The organism is Rhizobium etli 8C-3 (assembly GCF_001908375.1).
Lineage (GTDB): Bacteria > Pseudomonadota > Alphaproteobacteria > Rhizobiales > Rhizobiaceae > Rhizobium > Rhizobium etli_B.
The window spans coordinates 281,947-298,509 of sequence record NZ_CP017244.1; the positions used below are offsets into that span (position 1 = coordinate 281,947).

15 protein-coding genes are annotated in these 16,563 nt (G+C 60.0%); 10 read left to right on the forward strand and 5 right to left on the reverse strand.

All coding sequences use genetic code 11. From position 1 onward, the window contains the following. Nucleotides 1-42 precede the first annotated feature (42 nt). The 4 genes from AM571_RS26195 to AM571_RS26215 form a co-directional block, all read right to left on the reverse strand. Nucleotides 43-1,113 (reverse strand): alcohol dehydrogenase family protein, encoded by a 1,071-nt coding sequence (locus tag AM571_RS26195; protein WP_074063956.1) that lies wholly within the window; start codon nucleotides 1,111-1,113, stop codon nucleotides 43-45. An 11-nt stretch (nucleotides 1,114-1,124) separates the two neighbouring features. Continuing rightward, nucleotides 1,125-2,504: an aspartate aminotransferase family protein gene (locus AM571_RS26200; protein ID WP_074063957.1), complete on the reverse strand. Its 1,380-nt coding sequence runs from the start codon at nucleotides 2,502-2,504 to the stop codon at nucleotides 1,125-1,127. Between the two features lie 31 nt (nucleotides 2,505-2,535). After that, nucleotides 2,536-4,032 (reverse strand): NAD-dependent succinate-semialdehyde dehydrogenase, encoded by a 1,497-nt coding sequence (locus tag AM571_RS26205; protein ID WP_074063958.1) that lies wholly within the window; start codon nucleotides 4,030-4,032, stop codon nucleotides 2,536-2,538. Between the two features lie 1,008 nt (nucleotides 4,033-5,040). Further along, complete coding sequence (locus AM571_RS26215) at nucleotides 5,041-5,520, reverse strand: Lrp/AsnC family transcriptional regulator (RefSeq protein ID WP_074063960.1); 480 nt, start codon at nucleotides 5,518-5,520, stop codon at nucleotides 5,041-5,043. Nucleotides 5,521-5,620: 100 nt separating this feature from the next. Here AM571_RS26215 and AM571_RS26220 point away from each other — a divergent pair, with 100 nt between their 5' ends. The 10 genes from AM571_RS26220 (at nucleotide 5,621) to doeB (ending at nucleotide 15,186) form a co-directional block, all read left to right on the forward strand. Beyond that, on the forward strand, nucleotides 5,621-7,006 hold the full coding sequence (locus AM571_RS26220) for a PLP-dependent aminotransferase family protein (RefSeq protein ID WP_074063961.1): 1,386 nt from the start codon (nucleotides 5,621-5,623) through the stop codon (nucleotides 7,004-7,006). 120 nt (nucleotides 7,007-7,126) lie between these two features. After that, nucleotides 7,127-7,912 carry an ectoine/hydroxyectoine ABC transporter ATP-binding protein EhuA gene (gene ehuA / locus AM571_RS26225; RefSeq protein ID WP_074063962.1) on the forward strand — a complete coding sequence of 262 codons (786 nt, stop codon included), beginning with the start codon at nucleotides 7,127-7,129 and terminating at the stop codon, nucleotides 7,910-7,912. A 50-nt stretch (nucleotides 7,913-7,962) separates the two neighbouring features. Continuing rightward, nucleotides 7,963-8,802 carry an ectoine/hydroxyectoine ABC transporter substrate-binding protein EhuB gene (gene ehuB, locus AM571_RS26230; RefSeq protein ID WP_074063963.1) on the forward strand — a complete coding sequence of 280 codons (840 nt, stop codon included), beginning with the start codon at nucleotides 7,963-7,965 and terminating at the stop codon, nucleotides 8,800-8,802. A 69-nt stretch (nucleotides 8,803-8,871) separates the two neighbouring features. Then, nucleotides 8,872-9,531 (forward strand): ectoine/hydroxyectoine ABC transporter permease subunit EhuC, encoded by a 660-nt coding sequence (ehuC, locus tag AM571_RS26235; protein WP_074063964.1) that lies wholly within the window; start codon nucleotides 8,872-8,874, stop codon nucleotides 9,529-9,531. 3 nt (nucleotides 9,532-9,534) lie between these two features. Continuing rightward, a complete protein-coding gene (gene ehuD / locus AM571_RS26240) occupies nucleotides 9,535-10,194 on the forward strand; it encodes an ectoine/hydroxyectoine ABC transporter permease subunit EhuD (protein ID WP_074063965.1) in 660 nt (219 codons plus the stop codon). Between the two features lies 1 nt (nucleotide 10,195). After that, entirely contained in the window at nucleotides 10,196-10,972 is a 777-nt protein-coding gene (gene eutA / locus AM571_RS26245) for an ectoine utilization protein EutA (protein ID WP_074063966.1), read from the forward strand. A gap of 4 nt (nucleotides 10,973-10,976) precedes the next feature. Then, on the forward strand, nucleotides 10,977-11,978 hold the full coding sequence (gene eutB / locus AM571_RS26250) for a hydroxyectoine utilization dehydratase EutB (RefSeq protein WP_074063967.1): 1,002 nt from the start codon (nucleotides 10,977-10,979) through the stop codon (nucleotides 11,976-11,978). Continuing rightward, complete coding sequence (gene eutC, locus AM571_RS26255) at nucleotides 11,975-12,967, forward strand: ectoine utilization protein EutC (RefSeq protein WP_074063968.1); 993 nt, start codon at nucleotides 11,975-11,977, stop codon at nucleotides 12,965-12,967. Before eutB ends, eutC begins: the two co-directional genes overlap by 4 nt. Nucleotides 12,968-12,998: 31 nt before the next feature. Beyond that, a complete protein-coding gene (gene doeA, locus AM571_RS26260; protein WP_074063969.1) occupies nucleotides 12,999-14,180 on the forward strand; it encodes an ectoine hydrolase DoeA in 1,182 nt (393 codons plus the stop codon). A gap of 7 nt (nucleotides 14,181-14,187) precedes the next feature. Beyond that, complete coding sequence (gene doeB / locus AM571_RS26265; RefSeq protein ID WP_074065581.1) at nucleotides 14,188-15,186, forward strand: N(2)-acetyl-L-2,4-diaminobutanoate deacetylase DoeB; 999 nt, start codon at nucleotides 14,188-14,190, stop codon at nucleotides 15,184-15,186. A gap of 118 nt (nucleotides 15,187-15,304) precedes the next feature. Here the strand turns inward: doeB and AM571_RS26270 are convergent, their stop codons facing one another. Further along, on the reverse strand, nucleotides 15,305-16,342 hold the full coding sequence (locus AM571_RS26270; RefSeq protein ID WP_074063970.1) for a class I SAM-dependent methyltransferase: 1,038 nt from the start codon (nucleotides 16,340-16,342) through the stop codon (nucleotides 15,305-15,307). Nucleotides 16,343-16,563: the final 221 nt, after the last annotated feature.

Genomic DNA, 16,563 nt, shown 5'->3' on the forward strand with positions numbered 1-16,563 from the left:
AAAGATCGAGCTGCGGCGCCGGATCCAACCTGCCGATTTCGTTTAGTCCGGGACGACGACGAGCTTTCCGATGAAGTTCTTGGCCATGAAGTCCGTCTGAGCCCGACGGAAGTCTGATAACCGGTAGACGCCACCGACCAGGGGCCGGATTTTCTTTTCCTCGATATAGCGGACGAGCCGATGGAAGTCGGCGCGTGTACCTTGGCTCGATCCATGCAATTCTAGTTGCTTCAGGTATATCGTCCGCAAGTCGAGCTGAACCACCGGCCCGCCGATGGCGCCAGCCGTCGTATAGCGGCCTTCGGGACGCAGGATCTTCAAAAGATCGTTGAACATCGATCCGGCGACGAGATCGGCCACGACGTCGATCGACCGACCGCCTGATGCCCGATCGACGGCTTCGACAAGATCATTGCCGCCGCGTGTAACGACTGCTTCTGCGCCGATGTCAAGGACAGCCTGCTCCTTGCCCGGGCCGGCTATCGCAATCGGGATTGCGCCGCGCGCTCTTGCGAGCTGGATTATCGCCGATCCGACACCGCCCGATGCCCCAGTCACCAGGACGCGTTCGCCCGCAGAGAGCCGCGCCCGCTCGAGCATGCGCTCTCCGGTCAGGTAGGCACAGCAGAAGGTCGCAAGTTCGATGTCGGTGAAATCGGTATCGACGACATGGGCGTTTTCCGCAGGCAGCGCCATGTATTGCGCATAGCCGCCATCTCGGCCGTGGCCCATATAATCGATGTCGGCAAGGCTGTCGTCTTGGCGATTATAGATCGAGAAGTCGACCATTACACGCTCGCCGATCCGTACTGCGTCGATGCCGTCGCCAACTGCGACGATGTGGCCGACAGCGTCCGTCCCCTGGATGCGCGGGAAGGTCAGCGTATTGCCCTTCCTGCGCCACGTGGAAACGGCCGACGGGTCGTCTTCGGTGCCGTAGGCGCCCTCACGGACCCAGACGTCGGTGTTGTTCATGCCGCAGGCGGCGACCTTGATGAGCACTTCGCCGGCTGCCGGCGTCGGGACAGGGGTGGCTCTGTTATAGATCAGCTTGTCCAGCCCGCCATGTCCAATGAGCTGTACGGCTGCCATCGTCTTCGGAACAACGGTCATCTCAAACTCCCTCAGATGAATTTGAAGACGTTGGCGACGGCTTCGGCCGCAGCCTTGACCACAATATCGGCCTCGGCCCGGGTGAGGCAAAGGGGCGGCGCAAAACCGAGGATGTCGCCTTGCGGCATGGCGCGGCCGATCACGCCGCGCTCCAGCAGTGCAGCGGCTACCTGCGGACCGATCTTTTGCGAGGGATCGAAGAATTTGCGATCGTCCCGATCTGCAACAAACTCAACGGCCGCCATCAACCCGTCTCCACGCACCTCGCCGACGTTTTTGTGACCGCCGATGGCCTTTGCCAGTTCCGAGCGGAAATAGGCGCCGGTCTCGCCGGCATTCCTCACGAGATCAAGCTCATCGATCAGCTCCAGGTTGGCAATCCCAGCGGCGGCGCAGATCGGATGAGCGGAGTAGGTCCAGCCATGGCCAATTGCCCCCATCTGATCGGATCCCTGGACGAGCACCTGCCAGACCTTGTCGGAAACGATCGTACCGGAAAGCGGCGCATAGGCGGACGTGAGGCCCTTGGCGATAGTGATCAGGTCCGGCTTGATGCCGTAATGGTCCGAGCCGAACATCGTGCCCAAGCGCCCGAAACCGGTCACCACCTCATCTGCAACCAGCAGGATATCGTACTTTTTCAGCACGGCCTGAATCTTCTGCCAATATCGGCTGGGCGGCGGGACGATGCCACCTGTCCCAAGGATTGGTTCGCCGATAAAGGCGGCAATTGTCTGCGGACCTTCGGCAAGGATCATCTCCTCGAGCTTATCGGCGCAAAATTGCGAAAACTGCTCCTCGTCCATCGAGCGGTCGGGCCGGCGGAAATAATAAGGAGCTTCCGTGTGGAGAATGGGCGCGCGCGGCAGGTCAAAGGCCTTGTGGAAGAGTTCGAGGCCCGTTAGCGAGCCTGTCATCACACCCGAGCCGTGATAACCGCGCCAGCGCGAGATGATCTTTTTCTTGTCCGGACGGCCGAGAATGTTGTTGTAGTACCATATGAGCTTGATGTTCGTTTCGTTCGCGTCGGACCCGGAAAGGCCGAAGTAGACACGGCTCATGCCTTCGGGCGCGCGCTCGATGATCATCTTCGACAGCCTGATCGATGCTTCCGTGCCATGGCCGACATAGGCGTGATAGTAGGCAAGGTTCTTTGCCTGTTCGGCGATCGCGTCGGCGATTTTCTGCCGACCGTAGCCGACATTGACGCAGTAAAGTCCGGCAAAGGCATCGAGACTGGAGCGCCCGCTCGTATCTGTGATGTAGACGCCTTCACCGTTGCCGATCACCCGCGTCGGCGTCTCGCCACGTGCGTGCATGCCCATATGCGTGGAGGGATGGAAGAAATGATCCCGGTCAAAGGCGTTGAGTTCGTTGCTTCGTTCCAACATGGCGTTGTCCTTGATGTTAAAGGGAAGGGCCTCAGGCGGCCGTGTCGATGCAAAGATATTTGAGCTCGGTGAAAGCTTCGATGCCGTGCCTTGAGCCCTCGCGCCCAAGTCCGGATTGTTTCCAGCCGCCGAAAGGAATGGGACCGCCGGTGATCTTCACCCGGTTGATCGCCACCATGCCGTATTCGAGCGCACGCCCAAGGCGCATCTGCCGGGCGCCATTTTCCGTGACCACATAGGCGACGAGACCGTATTCGGTGGCGTTTGCTTTTGCGATCACTTCGTCCTCAGTGTCGAAGACGCTGATGCCTGCGACCGGGCCAAACGTTTCCTCGCGCATGATGAGAGCGTCGGCAGGAACGTCTGTCAGCAGCGTCGGCTCGAAGAAAAGTTGGCCGGCGGGGTGACGTTTACCGCCGGTGACCAGTTTGGCTCCGCGTTTCAGCGCATCGGAGACCTGTTCCTCGACCTTGACGATGGCACGTTCATGCATCAGCGGGCCGATATCGGCATTCGCCGAAAGGCCGTCTGCCACCTTTAACGCTCTGATGTGGCGCGCAAATGCGTCAGCGAAACGATCAGCAACGAGGCGGTGCACGAAGATACGGTTGGCAGCCAGGCAATCCTGACCCGACGTGGCGAATTTGGCGTCGATGGCAATTCTGGCCGCACGCTCGATGTCGGCATCGTCGAATATAATAAGCGGCGCATGTCCGCCAAGCTCCATCACCAGTCTTTTCAAGCTTGACGCGCATTGAGCGGCAATGCGCTTGCCTATCCCGGTCGAGCCCGTGAAGCTCATTGCCCTGATGCGCTCGTCCTCGCACATGCGGCCGACGATCGTTTCCGCATCGCCGGTGACAACATTGAACACGCCCGCCGGGATCCCGGCGCGCTCGCCGAGCTCGCAAAGCGCGAGTGCCGAAAGCGGGGTCTCGGACGAAGGATGGGCAACGACGGTGCAGCCCGCAGCAAGTGCTGCCGCAGCCTTGCGCGTGATCATGGCGGACGGAAAGTTCCACGGCGTGACGATGCCGACGACACCAAGCGCCTCGCGGCGGACGATCATCTCAGCATCCAAAAGATGGCTCGTGACGTTTTCAGCATTCAGCCGCTTGCCTTCCTCACCGTACCATTCGACGAAAGAGGCGGCATAATCGATCTCGCCCAAGGATTCCGAAAGCGGCTTGCCCTGCTCGAGGGTCATGATCAAGGCGAGATCTTGTTTTGATGCAAGGATCAGGTCGAACCAGTTGCGCAGGATTCTTGCCCGGTGTTGTGGCAGCATGGCGCGCCAGGCCGGCATTGCCCGCGCCGCCGCTTCGATGGCAATTGCCGTCTCGTCCGCGCCGAGGCTCGCGACCCAGGCAACCGTAGTTCGGGATGCAGGGTCGGTGACTTCGAAACGCTTGCCGGCGTCGCCCGCCGACCAGCGTCCGCCGATATAGGCGAGATCGCGCAGGAGATGCCTGTCCTTGAGGCGTGAAAGCGCGTTGTGGAAATCGGGACGGGCAAAAACCGCGGTCATGATTATCTCCAATAAGAACGCAAGGGGCAAGGAACCGCCATTTGCCGGCTTTCCCTGGGTTCGGTTAGGTTTGGTCGGTCTTTTGCCAATTGTTCTGCTGGACAGGCTGTTCCGTCCTTCGGTTCTCGAACCATTGGGCCGAAAGGCTGGAAGTATGACTGTCGCTCGATCCCCCCTGCATCTCAGCGATCCGTCCTCTCAGCGGGCGCGGTCTCTTTCATGCCTTCTCATTGCCGACGAGGTAAGTCTGCCACAGGCGGAGGCGAGAAATTGTCCATTGCCGGCAGCCAGAAGAGAAAGATTGGCTAGGGCCCCGGCTTGCAGCGGCTGATCTCTCTACCGGCCGGTTTGCGCATCACCTTCCGCGGGGTGGGCGGGCTATCAGCTGACGGGTTGAAGGACATTGATGCAGACCACATCAAGGAAGGACCGGCTATCAACCGGGCGACATTTCAAGGCTGCCAGCAGCAGCCTTGCTTTTTGGGGGGATTGGGGCGGACGAGCGAGCGATTGCCGGACCAGTCCCGGCACCGGTGCCGCCAGAGACCAAAGCTTCGATTGAACCTTCGCCGATTATCATATTCTGATGAACAGCGGCAGCCAGCTCTGCGCGGTGCGCGGCAGGCTGCAGCATGTCTCATCACCGGCGTCTGACGCTCAGCGAAGGCCGAAGAAACTCAAAATCGCGATTATGATGACGACGGCACCAACAAGCCAAATAAGATTGTTCATGGAAATCCCCTGTTTGAGTTGAGCAAATACCTGCTTGTCCGTTCTTAACACCTGCACGGGCTTACGGTTCCATCCGATCGATCCCTTCGCCCGCGGTCAAAGGACAATGCTCCTTGCCGTCGACCGACAACAGCATGAGGCGTCGGCCACCTTGTCGGCGTTAACCTCATCGCAGATGATTAAGAGTTCTTCCAACCCGAGCGGATCTGGTTGGCTTCGGGTTCCCCTGCCGATGCGCGCTCACATCCAGCCGATACTGACGTCGTCCAAGATTGTTCACGGACGGCCAATCAAAGAGCCAACGGGAAGGACCGTCTCGTCCTTGACCGTCTTGGTGACAATATAGCTAAAATAGCGCTCGATGCCGAGTTCACGGTCAAGCAGGTCATCGATCAGCCGCTGGTAGGCGTCGATATCGGGCGCTGCGATCTTCAAGAAATAGTCGATCCCGCCGCCGACCGACCAGCAGCCGACGGCTTCCGGAATGGTGGCAATCACACGCTCGAAGCGCTCGAAGTCGCTCTGGCGATGGTTGGCGAGCGTCACTTCCACAATGACGCTCGCAACCGGAGCGATCCGGCGAAGCGCGACGCGGGCGTGGTAGCCGGTAACGATGCCGGCCTTTTCCAGCTTTCTAAGCCGCATCCAGCAAGGTGTTGGCGAAAGGCCGGCCTTTTCGGCAAGCGCCAGCTTGGTGATGCGTCCATCCCGCTGAATGGCGTCGAGGATACGCAGATCGATGGCGTCGAGTTTCATAGCATTCCCAGCTGCGCAAATCATTCCAAAGGTGAGGAAAAGACAATGGGAGCCCATTTTACCATTGTCAATTGAACTGATTTTCATCAGTGTTTAAATCATGACAAATTGGCGCCCCGATCACTCCCAGCTTCGCCGGCCGGCTTATCTTTCGCTCGCCGAGCAGATCGCCCGCGCGATTGCCGACGGAAAGCTCTCGGACGGCGACCGGCTGCCACCGCACCGGAAGATGGCCGACGACCTGCAGCTTTCCGTACAGACGGTGAGCCGGGCCTACGACGAGTTGATCCGACGGGGCCTGATATCGGGGGAGATCGGCCGCGGCAGCTTCGTGCAGACGCAGCCGCGCGAGCCCGAACCGCCCTACCTGCCGGAGCGGCTCGGCGAGGTGATCGACCTTTCGATCCTCAAGCCGGTCTGCGAGCAGGTCCATCTTGAAAAAATGCGCCAAGCCTTCGCCTGGCTTTCGGAAAATCTTCCGTCAAGTTCGGCCCTGTCTTTCAGACCGAACATGGTCTTTCCGCGCCACCGCGCCATTGCGGCCGACTGGCTTTCCCGCTGCGGCCTGAACGTCTCTCCTTTGAATATCTGCCTTACAAACGGAGCGACCTCCGGCATGACCGTCGCGTTGATGAGCGTTGCCCCACCTGGCGCCACCGTTGCGACCGAAGCCATCAGCCACCATACGCTTGTGCCCCTCTCCACCTATCTCGGCCTTCATCTGGAAGGCTTGGCGATCGACGAGGAGGGCATGATTCCCGAAGCCCTCGACGAGGCCTGCCGCAGGGGCCCGATCCGGGCGGTCTTTCTGCAGCCGTCCGTCATCAACCCGATGGCGGCGCTGATGAGTGCAAATCGCCGCCAGCAGCTTGCCGATGTCGCCGCACGCCATGATATCGCAATCATCGAAAACGACATCCTGGGTCCGTTGGTGGAAGATCGCGCACCGCCGATTGCCGCTTTTGCGCCGGAGCGCACACTCTATGTCACGAGCTTCACGAAGATCACCGTACCGGGCTTGCGCATCGGTTATCTCGCAGCACCCGACCGCTACGTCGCCGCTGTTGCCAACCGCCATCTCGTTTCGAGCTGGATGGCGACGCCGGCGATTGCCGAAATCGCCACCCGCTGGGTAAGCGACGGTACGGCTCTGGAACTTGTCAGGTGGCAGCGCGAGGCGTTGAAGAGCCGGCATGCGATCGCCGCAGAGACATTGACGGGCCTGGCCTATCGCGCCCATCCCCAGAGCCTGCACGTGTGGCTGCCGCTTTCGGGCGCCCATCAGGAGGATTCCTTCGTGTCGCAGGCCCGCCTGCGGGGCGTTGCAATTGCACCCGGCACCTCTTTCAGGACTGCCGACCAGGGGTGGACCCCCGCCGTGCGCATCTCGCTCGGCTCGACCACGGAAAACGAATTGCGAACCGGCCTGGGCATTGTCGCATCTCTGGCGCAAGGAAATCCAGAGGCGCTGCTGCTTGCGATTTGACGCTGCTGCCCGCGAAATGGGCAGAGTCAGAATAATTGTCATGATATTATTTTGCGAATTGACATGATTTCGATCGGCCGTCATCGTTAGTGCATTGCCTGTCTCAACAGGGAGAGATGAATGACGGCGCCCATCATCCGCATCGACAACATCGTCAAGAAGTACGGTCCACTGACCGTACTCGACGGTTTGTCGATGAATGTCATGCCGGGCGAGAAGCTGGCACTGATCGGGCCGTCGGGATCGGGAAAGACGACCATTCTCCGCATCCTGATGACGCTTGAATCGATCAGCGGCGGTCATATCGAGGTCGACGGCGAGCAGCTTTATCACATGCCGCGCGGCAACGAGCTTGTGCCGGCCGACGAGCGCCACCTGCACCGAATGCGTGAGAAGATCGGCATGGTCTTCCAGCACTTCAATCTGTTTCCCCACAAATGTGTCCTCGACAACGTGACGCTTGCGCCGATGCTGACGAAAGGCATCAAGCGGGCGGATGCGCAAAAGCGTGCGATGGAGCTCCTGGACATGGTCGGCATGGCTGACAAAGCCAAGAGCGTACCTGCCCAGTTGTCCGGCGGCCAGAAGCAGCGTGTCGCAATCGCCAGAGCCCTCGCGCTGTCACCGAAGATCATGCTCTTCGACGAGGTGACATCGGCGCTCGATCCCGAACTCGTCGAGGAGGTGTTGAGCGTCATGAAGCACCTCGCGTCGGAAACCGACATGACGATGCTTCTCGTCACGCACGAAATGGGCTTTGCCCATGATTTCGCCGACCGCGTACTCTTTTTCGACCGCGGCAAGATCGTCGAGGAAGGCAGTCCCAACGACATTTTCCGCAATCCGACGCAGGAGCGGACGCAAATCTTCCTGCGCAAGATCATCGCGGCCGGACATCGCATCTGACCGCCATGCAGCCCAAAGCGATAATCCAAGGAAAACCAGGAGCAGGGAACATGAAAACGACAATTCTTCTAGGTGCCGCCGCATTGTCCGCACTTCTTTCGGCAGCGGTTGCGCCAGCACAGGCCGTCGATCTCGAGCAGCTCAAAGAGCAGGGCTTTGCCCGCATCGCCATTGCAAACGAGCCGCCGTTCACCTCGGTCGGCGCGGACGGAAAGGTGTCGGGCGCTGCCCCCGACGTTGCACGCGTGATCTTTGAACGTCTCGGCGTCAAGGAAGTTGTCGCCTCGATTTCCGAATATGGAGCGATGATCCCGGGCCTGCAGGCCGGCCGTCACGATGCGATCACCGCCGGCCTCTTCATGAAGCCCGAGCGTTGTGCTGCTGTTGCCTATTCGGAGCCGATGCTCTGCGACGCGGAAGCCTTTGCCGTCAAGAAGGGCAACCCGCTGAAGCTCAAGAGCTACAAGGATATCGCCGACAATCCGGATGCCAAGATCGGCGCACCGGGCGGTGGCACCGAAGAAAAGCTCGCGCTTGAGGCCGGCGTGCCGCGCGATCGTGTCATCGTTGTCCCTGACGGCCAGAGCGGCATCAAGATGCTGCAGGATGGCCGCATCGACGCCTACTCCTTGCCGGTTTTGTCGATCCACGATTTGATGGCCAAGGCCAACGATGCGAACCTTGAGACGGTCGCACCGGTCGTAGGCGCCCCCGTCTATTGCGATGGTGCGGCCTTCCGCAAGCAGGACGCTGCCCTTCGCGACGCCTATGATGTCGAGCTCAAGAAAATGAAGGAATCGGGCGAGTTCGCAAAGATTATCGAGCCCTACGGCTTCTCGGCCGCAGCCGCAATGTCGACCAGCCGCGAAAAGCTCTGCGCAGCGAAGTAGCCCGCCGACGTCCGGCTCCGCCCACGCGCGGAGCCGGTTCCTCAAATCTCCTGAAAGGGACCCGTCCAGATGTCGGTATGGTCCGGCTACCTCACATTGATCCTGGAAGGTGCGCTCGTCACCATCAAGCTCACGCTGATGGGATCGGCATTGGCGCTTGTGATGGCATTCGTCGCTGGGCTTGCACGCCTGTCGCCTTTCTTCGCCGTGCGGGCGCTTGCAACAGCCTATATCGAGTTCTTTCGCGGCACCTCGATCTTCGTGCAGCTCTTCTGGGTCTATTTCGTGCTGCCCTTTGCGGGGCTCACCCTGACACCGCTCCAGGCCGGCGTTCTTGCTCTCGGACTTAATGTCGGCGCCTATGCAGCAGAAGTCGTTCGCGGTGCCGTCAAGGCCATCGGGCGCGAACAGACCGAAGCCTGCATCGCGCTCAACCTGTCGCGCTACCAGCGCATGCGCCACATCATCCTGCCGCAGGCGCTGCCCTTGATGCTGCCGACATTCTGCAACAATGCGATCGAACTTCTCAAAGGTACGGCCGTCGTCTCGCTGATCTCGCTGACGGATCTGACCTTCCAGGCGCAGGTTGTGCGGGCACAGACAGGCAACACGCTGATCCCGTTTGCGACCATTCTCGTTCTTTACTTCCTGATGGCCTGGGCAATTTCGACGGCGATGCGCTGGCTTGAGCGGCGCATGGGCCGCGGTCTCGACGGGATGAGGGGCTAGCCGATGGAATGGGACTGGGACTTCGTCTGGCAGATCATGCCGACGCTCATCGAAGGCTTCAAGATCACCATTCTTGCCACGGTACTCGGCGCGGTGGTTGCGGCGACCCTTGGCCTTGCGATAGCGCTTGTACGGCGTTCGCCTGTCACCGTGCTGGCGCGCAGCGTCGGCTTCTTCTGCGAGTTCATCCGCGGCACGCCGCTCCTGGTACAACTCTACTTCATCTTCTACGTGCTGCCGGACATCGGCATCAGACTTGCGCCACTTGTCGCCGGCGTCATCGGCCTTGGCCTGCACTATGCGACCTATACCGCGGAAGTCTACCGCGCCGGCATCGAAAACGTGCCGCGTGGGCAGTGGGAAGCGGCAAAGGCGACGAACCTCACCATGCGCCAGGCATGGATCCATGTCATCCTGCCGCAGGCGATCCCTCCGATGATCCCGGCACTCGCCAATTACTTCATCGCGATGTTCAAGGAGACGCCGCTGCTTTCTGCGATCACCGTGCTCGAGCTGATGAACCAGGCCAAGAGCATCGCCAACAGCAACTACCGCTATATCGAGCCGATGACCCTGGTCGGCGTCTTTTTCCTGGCAATCAGCCTGATCTCGGTGATCGGGCTGCGCTGGCTCGAAGAGCGCTATGCGCGGAGGGAAGATTGATATGACGGCGACGATCGATATCCTGACGGCAAGTCACCGTCCGCGGTTGGACGAACGCCCCGTGGAAAAGCGCGTGGGCCTCGTGATCCTTGCAACCGACCATACGACGGAAGTCGACTTCCAGCGAATGGTCGCCAGCAATCGCATCGGCGTCTATGTGAGTCGCATCCATTACGCCAATCCGACGACGCCGGAAAACCTCCTGAAAATGCAGCCTTCGCTGACGTCAGGAGCAGGGCTTATCCTGCCAGACGAACCGCTTGACGCTATCCTTTATTCATGTACGTCGGCATCGGTCGTCATCGGTGACGCCAAGGTCGAGGCGGCAATCGCCGCTGCAAAGCCCGGCGTGCCGGTTGTCACGCCAACGGCGGCTGCGGTCAAGGGACTGCGCGCCTTCGGCGCAAAAAGAATATCGGTCCTGACGCCCTACACTGCCGCAACAAGCAGGCCGATGGCGGATTATTTTACAGAGCTCGGTTTCGAAATAGACCGATTCACCTGCCTTGGATTCACCGACGATCGCGAGATGGCGCGGATTGCGCCGGACGACATCGCAGCGCTTGGGCTTGACGCAACTGCGCCAGGATCGGATGCCCTCTTCATCTCCTGCACGGCGCTGCGTGCCGCCCAGGTCGCAGGCAGGATCGAACGCAAGATCGGAAAGCCGGTGGTCAGCAGCAACCTTGCGACTGCCTGGGCCTGCCTGAGGCTGTGCGGCGAGAAGAAAGCGTGGCCGCAGGTCGCCCTTCTCATGACAATGCCTTATCCGGAGTGATGTCATGAGCACTTCTTTGCCAGTCGGCCTGCGGGACATCATTCTTGCATCCGAGCGCATCTCCAGCCGGGTCCGGAAAACCCCGATGATAAGGTCGGACGTACTCAGCGAACGCGTAGGCACAGCCGTTTACCTGAAGCTCGAGCACCAGCAGATCACCGGTAGTTTCAAGTTGCGCGGCGCCACCAATGCCGTGCTCTCGCTTTCGGCAGAGGAGAAGGCGCGCGGCGTCGTCGCCGCCTCGACCGGCAATCACGGGCGCGCGCTTGCCTTTGCCGCCAGGGCCGAGGGTTCTACGGCGACCATCTGCATGTCCCGGCTGGTTCCCGAAAACAAAGTGTCCGAGATCCGCCGGCTCGGCGCAAATGTTCGAATCATCGGACGCTCGCAGGACGACGCCCAGCGGGAGGTTGACCGACTTGTACAAAAGGGCGGGCTGGTCGCGGTCCCACCCTTTGATGACGCCAGGGTGATTGCGGGGCAGGGCTCGCTCGGGCTGGAAGTCTTCAAGGATTGCCCCGATGCCGCAACGGTCCTCGTGCCGCTGTCGGGCGGCGGGCTGGCCTGTGGTGTCGCAGCCGCGCTGAAAGCGATCAATCGACAGGTGCGCATCATCGGCCTCACCATGGAGCGGGGTGCTGCCATGAAAGCAAGCCTTGAGGCAGGGCGCCCGGTGGAGGTCCAGGAAGAGGAGAGCTTTGCCGATTCCTTGGGTGGCGGCATCGGCCTCAATAACCAGCTCACTTTGTCGATGTGCCGCGACCTGCTTGATGACGTCGTTCTTCTGAGCGAACCGGAGATCGCTGCGGGCATTCGTCATACCTATCGGGTGGAACGCGAGGTGATCGAGGGAGCGGGTGCTGTCGGGGTTGCAGCGCTGCTTTCCGGCAAGATCGAGATCAGCGGGCCGGTGGTTGCGATCCTGTCAGGCCGCAATGTCGACATGGAGCAGCATCGACGTGTGATCAACGGCGCGACCGCGCCTGGCAGAAAGGATGCGGCATGAGTTCCATGGTCATTCTGACCGAAGCAGATCTCCGGAAGGTCATCGCTCTCGATCTTGATACGGTCAGCTGCGTCGAGGACGCCTTCGCAGCGCTGGCGACGAAAGCTGTCTCCATGCCCCCGATCCTGAGACTCGACGTTTTCGAACATCGTGGCGAAGTCGATGTGAAGACGGCCTACGTCCCGGGCATCGAGAGTTTTGCCATCAAGATCAGTCCCGGCTTCTTCGACAATCCCAAAATCGGGATTGCAAGCACGAACGGAATGATGGTGCTGCTTTCCAGCAGAACCGGCCTTGTTCAAGCATTGCTCCTCGACAACGGCTACCTGACCGATGTCAGAACGGCGGCTGCGGGAGCCGTCGCAGCAAAGCACCTGTCCCGCGAGAACTCGAAGGTCGCGGCAATCTTCGGGGCCGGTGTGCAGGCGAAACTGCAGCTTGAGGCGCTGATGCTGGTACGGCCGATCTGCCAGGCGCGGATCTGGGCGCGCGATTTTGCCAAGGCGCAAGGTGTCGCCGCACAGCTCGCAAACGCGCTTGGCCTGGCAGTCACCGCCGTGGCGGACCCGAAGGATGCGGTCGCCGGGGCCGACGTCATCGTCACGACCACGCCTTCGCAAACACCGATCCTGAAGGCCGAATGGCTGGAGGCCGGCCAGCATGTGACAGCCATGGGTTCTGATGCGGAACACAAGAACGAGATTGATCCCGTCGCGTTTGCCAAGGCGGGGCTCTATGTCGCCGACAGCCTGAAGCAGACGCGTCGGCTGGGCGAACTCCACCACGCGATCGCAACAGGCGCGGTTGCCGCCGACGCGGCATTTCCGGAGCTTGGACAGATCGTAGCCGGTCAACGTCAGAGCCGTTCGGACGCAATGCAAATCACGATCGCAGACCTGACCGGCACCGGCATACAGGACACCGCCATCGCCACGCTTGCCTTTGCGCGAGCCAGCGCCGCCAACGCCGGAACGAAATTCGAAAGCTGATCCGGTGCGGCACCGGACAAGGAGAAAAACCATGAGTGAGCCTAGACTCAAATTTTCGCTCGAGGAATACGGCGCCCGCCTCGACAAGACCCGAAAGGCGATGGAAGCCAGGGGCGTCGAAGTGCTGATCGTCAGCGATCCATCGAACATGGCCTGGCTAACCGGCTACGACGGCTGGTCCTTTTATGTGCATCAGGCCGTGATCGTGCCGCCTTCTGGCGAACCGATCTGGTTCGGTCGCGGGCAGGACGCCAATGGCGCGAAGCTCACCGCCTACCTGAAGCATGAAAACATCATCGGCTATCCCGATCACTACGTGCAGTCGACCGAGCGCCATCCCATGGACTACCTCTCCGGCATCCTGACGGACCGCGGCCTCGGCAAGGTTTCGATCGGGGTCGAGATGGACAATTACTGGTTTTCGGCTGCTGCCTTCGCTTCGCTGCAGAAGCATCTGCCGAATGCCCGTTTCGTCGACGCCACGGCGCTCGTTAACTGGCAGCGCGCCGTCAAGAGCGAGACGGAAGTCAAATATATGCGCAATGCCGCACGCATTGTCGAAGCAATGCATCAGCGCATCTTCGACAAGATCGAAGTCGGTATGCGCAAATGCGATCTCGTCGCGGAGATCTATGATGCAGGCACAAGAGGCGTCGACGGGATCGGTGGGGATTACCCGGCCATCGTGCCTTTGCTGCCGTCGGGCGTGGAGGCCTCTGCCCCGCATCTCACCTGGGATGACCGGCCTTTGAAAGACGGCGAGGGAACCTTCTTCGAGATCGCCGGCTGCTATAATCGCTATCATCTGCCGCTTTCGCGCACCGTTTTCCTAGGCAAGCCGACGCAGGCTTTTGTCGATGCGGAAAAAGCAACCCTCGAAGGCATGGAGGCTGGCCTTGCCGTCGCAAAACCCGGCAACACCTGCGAAGACATCGCCAATGCCTTCTTTGCGGTGCTGAAGAAATACGGGATCGTGAAGGACAATCGTACTGGTTATCCGATTGGGCTTTCCTATCCCCCGGATTGGGGCGAGCGGACCATGAGCCTGCGTCCCGGCGACAAGACGGAATTGAAACCAGGCATGACCTTCCATTTCATGACAGGTCTCTGGCTCGAAGACATGGGCTTTGAGACGACCGAAAGCATTCTGATCACGAAGACTGGCGTCGAGTGCCTCGCCAATGTGCCGCGAAAGTTGATGGTCAAGGACTGATGGGATGATGAGCGATACAACAATGCGCCCATCGCCGATCAGTGCGACGGTCGATTTCGAGGTGGACGGCGTTCAGCATGGTTTCTTGCGGCTGCCCTACAGCCGCGATGATTCGGCATGGGGATCTGTCATGATCCCGATCACCGTCATACGAAATGGCCGAGGCCGGACTGCTCTTTTGACAGGCGGCAACCATGGCGATGAATATGAAGGGCCAATCGCACTTTTCGATCTTGCCCGCAGGCTTCGGGCAGAAGAGGTCAAGGGCCGCGTCATCATCGTCCCCGCCATGAACTACCCGGCGTTCCTGTCACAGACCAGAACCTCGCCGATCGACAAGGGCAACATGAACCGCAGCTTTCCGGGCAGACCGGACGGCACGGTCACACAGAAGATTGCCGATTATTTCCAGCGGGTCCTTCTGCCGCTTGCCGATATTGTGCTCGACTTCCATTCAGGCGGCAGGACACTCGATTTTCTGCCCTTCTGCGCCGCCCACGTTCTTCCAGACAAGAAACAGGAGGCAAAGGGTTTCGAGTTCGTTCAGGCATTCGGAGCGCCCTACTCGATGAAAATGCTGGAGATCGACGCCGTCGGCATGTACGACACAGCCGCCGAGGAGATGGGCAAAATCTTCATCACCACCGAGCTCGGCGGCGGCGGGACGGCGACGGCCAAAGGCGCAGCTATTGCCAAACGCGGGGTGATGAACGTTCTGAAGCATGCCGGCATCGTTGAGGGCGTTGTCGATCCGCAGCCAAGCCAATGGCTCGACATGCCGGATAAAGACTGCTTCCTCTTTGCAGAGGAGGCGGGGCTCGTCGAATTTGCGCTCGACCTCGGCGAGGCCGTGCGAAAGGGTGAGGTCGTGGCTCGCATCCATCAGGTCGGAAGGACCGGTGGTCTTCCGGTCGAGCTCCGCTCGAAAATGACGGGAATCCTCGCTGCGCGGCATTTTCCGGGACTGATAAAGCCCGGCGATTGCGCCGCGGTCCTGGCAGTCTAAACCTGCAGAGATGACAACAGCGCCGCGCTCAGGCGCGGCGCTCTTGCTGGCTTGTTCACTTAAGCCGTGGGGCAGGAGGGCCGTCTATGTCTCGGGCCGCTGGCATTGGCATCGAACGTCAGGTCTGCAGGATCGCGTAGAGGACGTTCCTGTTTTCGCCGAACTGCACCTTTGCTTCAAAACGATCCTGATTTGGCAGGCCGCCGATAATCGACCACATCTCCGATTCAGACCGCCACAGAAGAGCCCAGTTCATGAAGGTTTCCATATATCCCTCGACGCGTATGTCGCGCGCGAAGTTGGCAAATAGAAACTGGCCGCCGGGCTTGAGCATCTGCAGACAACGTTCGGTAAGCTTCACTGCCACGTTGTGCGCAAGGTAGTCATAGAGGCCGGCAGCGTAGATGAAGTCAAAACGCCCCAGTTGCTGGGAACGTGACAAGAGCGTGCGTACGGAGCCATTGATGGCCTCGACCCGACTTCCGGCAAAGTCGCGCGATACTGATCCGACACTGAGCGGGTCTTGGTCGAGCGCCACCCAGCGACTGATTGCGCCTTCCTTCAACGCTTGCGACTGGTCCGCTTCCCGCAGATGTCCAGCAGCGATCGTCAGAATCTCGGTGTCGCCCGGCCGATCAGATGCGATGGCGTCCACCTTTGCGGTCAAAATGCTACGCCTTTCGCGCACAGCGACAGATGACGAAGCTTGCTTTGTGTAGGCATAAAGATCCCGTCCCAGGGCGGAAGCCTGCTCAATCGCCGGGCTCATGCTCGGATGCTCATAAATGAAGTCGAGAAGTTGAGCGTCGCCCGAGTAGCCGCGAGGTTTTTCGAAGGACCAGCGCGTCAGGGGATCTTCAAGCAGATAGGCAGCGACGGGATGTTCGCGAGCAATGGGCGTGAGGCGCTGCCAGACGGAGGAAGGCAGCTTTTGCCTGAGGTCGCTCAGCCGCGTCGTCAGATCGCGGACGATTTCTGCTGCCGGCAAGCGGTTCTGGAATTGCTGCTCGCTTAAGGCGAGCAAAACGGCCAGTTCTGCACGCCCTTCAATGAAGCGTTCTTGCAGATACCCGCTGTCTGATATTTTTGAACTTCCTGCGATGAGATCAGGGGTGACGAGACTAACTCCATCGAGAACTGTCTGAAATCGGTTCACTTTGTTCTTTCCGTTAATACTAAGCTAATTATAGAAAAAGAAATTGCCTCGCGCCAGAGTTTTATAAATGGCGCCATCTCGGAAAATCAGTAACCCATTGTCGCCCGGTAACCTTGTGCCGGGATGGGGGCTTAACCAAAACTTCATCGGCAATAACTATCGTCGCGATAACCTTGGCTGTGCGATCTGCAATGACAGCAAATTGTTTCGACGTCGCGGGA

What these genes read in the sequence shown, in the direction of transcription:
- AM571_RS26205 (WP_074063958.1), bottom strand. Translation starts at nt 4,032, where the DNA reads ATGACCGCGGTTTTTGCCCGTCCCGATTTCCACAACGCGCTTTCACGC.
- AM571_RS26195 (WP_074063956.1), bottom strand. Translation starts at nt 1,113, where the DNA reads ATGACCGTTGTTCCGAAGACGATGGCAGCCGTACAGCTCATTGGACAT.
- ehuD (WP_074063965.1), top strand. Translation starts at nt 9,535, where the DNA reads ATGGAATGGGACTGGGACTTCGTCTGGCAGATCATGCCGACGCTCATC.
- AM571_RS26215 (WP_074063960.1), bottom strand. Translation starts at nt 5,520, where the DNA reads ATGAAACTCGACGCCATCGATCTGCGTATCCTCGACGCCATTCAGCGG.
- eutB (WP_074063967.1), top strand. Translation starts at nt 10,977, where the DNA reads ATGAGCACTTCTTTGCCAGTCGGCCTGCGGGACATCATTCTTGCATCC.
- doeA (WP_074063969.1), top strand. Translation starts at nt 12,999, where the DNA reads ATGAGTGAGCCTAGACTCAAATTTTCGCTCGAGGAATACGGCGCCCGC.
- eutC (WP_074063968.1), top strand. Translation starts at nt 11,975, where the DNA reads ATGAGTTCCATGGTCATTCTGACCGAAGCAGATCTCCGGAAGGTCATC.
- ehuC (WP_074063964.1), top strand. Translation starts at nt 8,872, where the DNA reads ATGTCGGTATGGTCCGGCTACCTCACATTGATCCTGGAAGGTGCGCTC.
- eutA (WP_074063966.1), top strand. Translation starts at nt 10,196, where the DNA reads ATGACGGCGACGATCGATATCCTGACGGCAAGTCACCGTCCGCGGTTG.
- doeB (WP_074065581.1), top strand. Translation starts at nt 14,188, where the DNA reads ATGAGCGATACAACAATGCGCCCATCGCCGATCAGTGCGACGGTCGAT.
- AM571_RS26220 (WP_074063961.1), top strand. Translation starts at nt 5,621, where the DNA reads ATGACAAATTGGCGCCCCGATCACTCCCAGCTTCGCCGGCCGGCTTAT.
- ehuB (WP_074063963.1), top strand. Translation starts at nt 7,963, where the DNA reads ATGAAAACGACAATTCTTCTAGGTGCCGCCGCATTGTCCGCACTTCTT.
- AM571_RS26200 (WP_074063957.1), bottom strand. Translation starts at nt 2,504, where the DNA reads ATGTTGGAACGAAGCAACGAACTCAACGCCTTTGACCGGGATCATTTC.
- ehuA (WP_074063962.1), top strand. Translation starts at nt 7,127, where the DNA reads ATGACGGCGCCCATCATCCGCATCGACAACATCGTCAAGAAGTACGGT.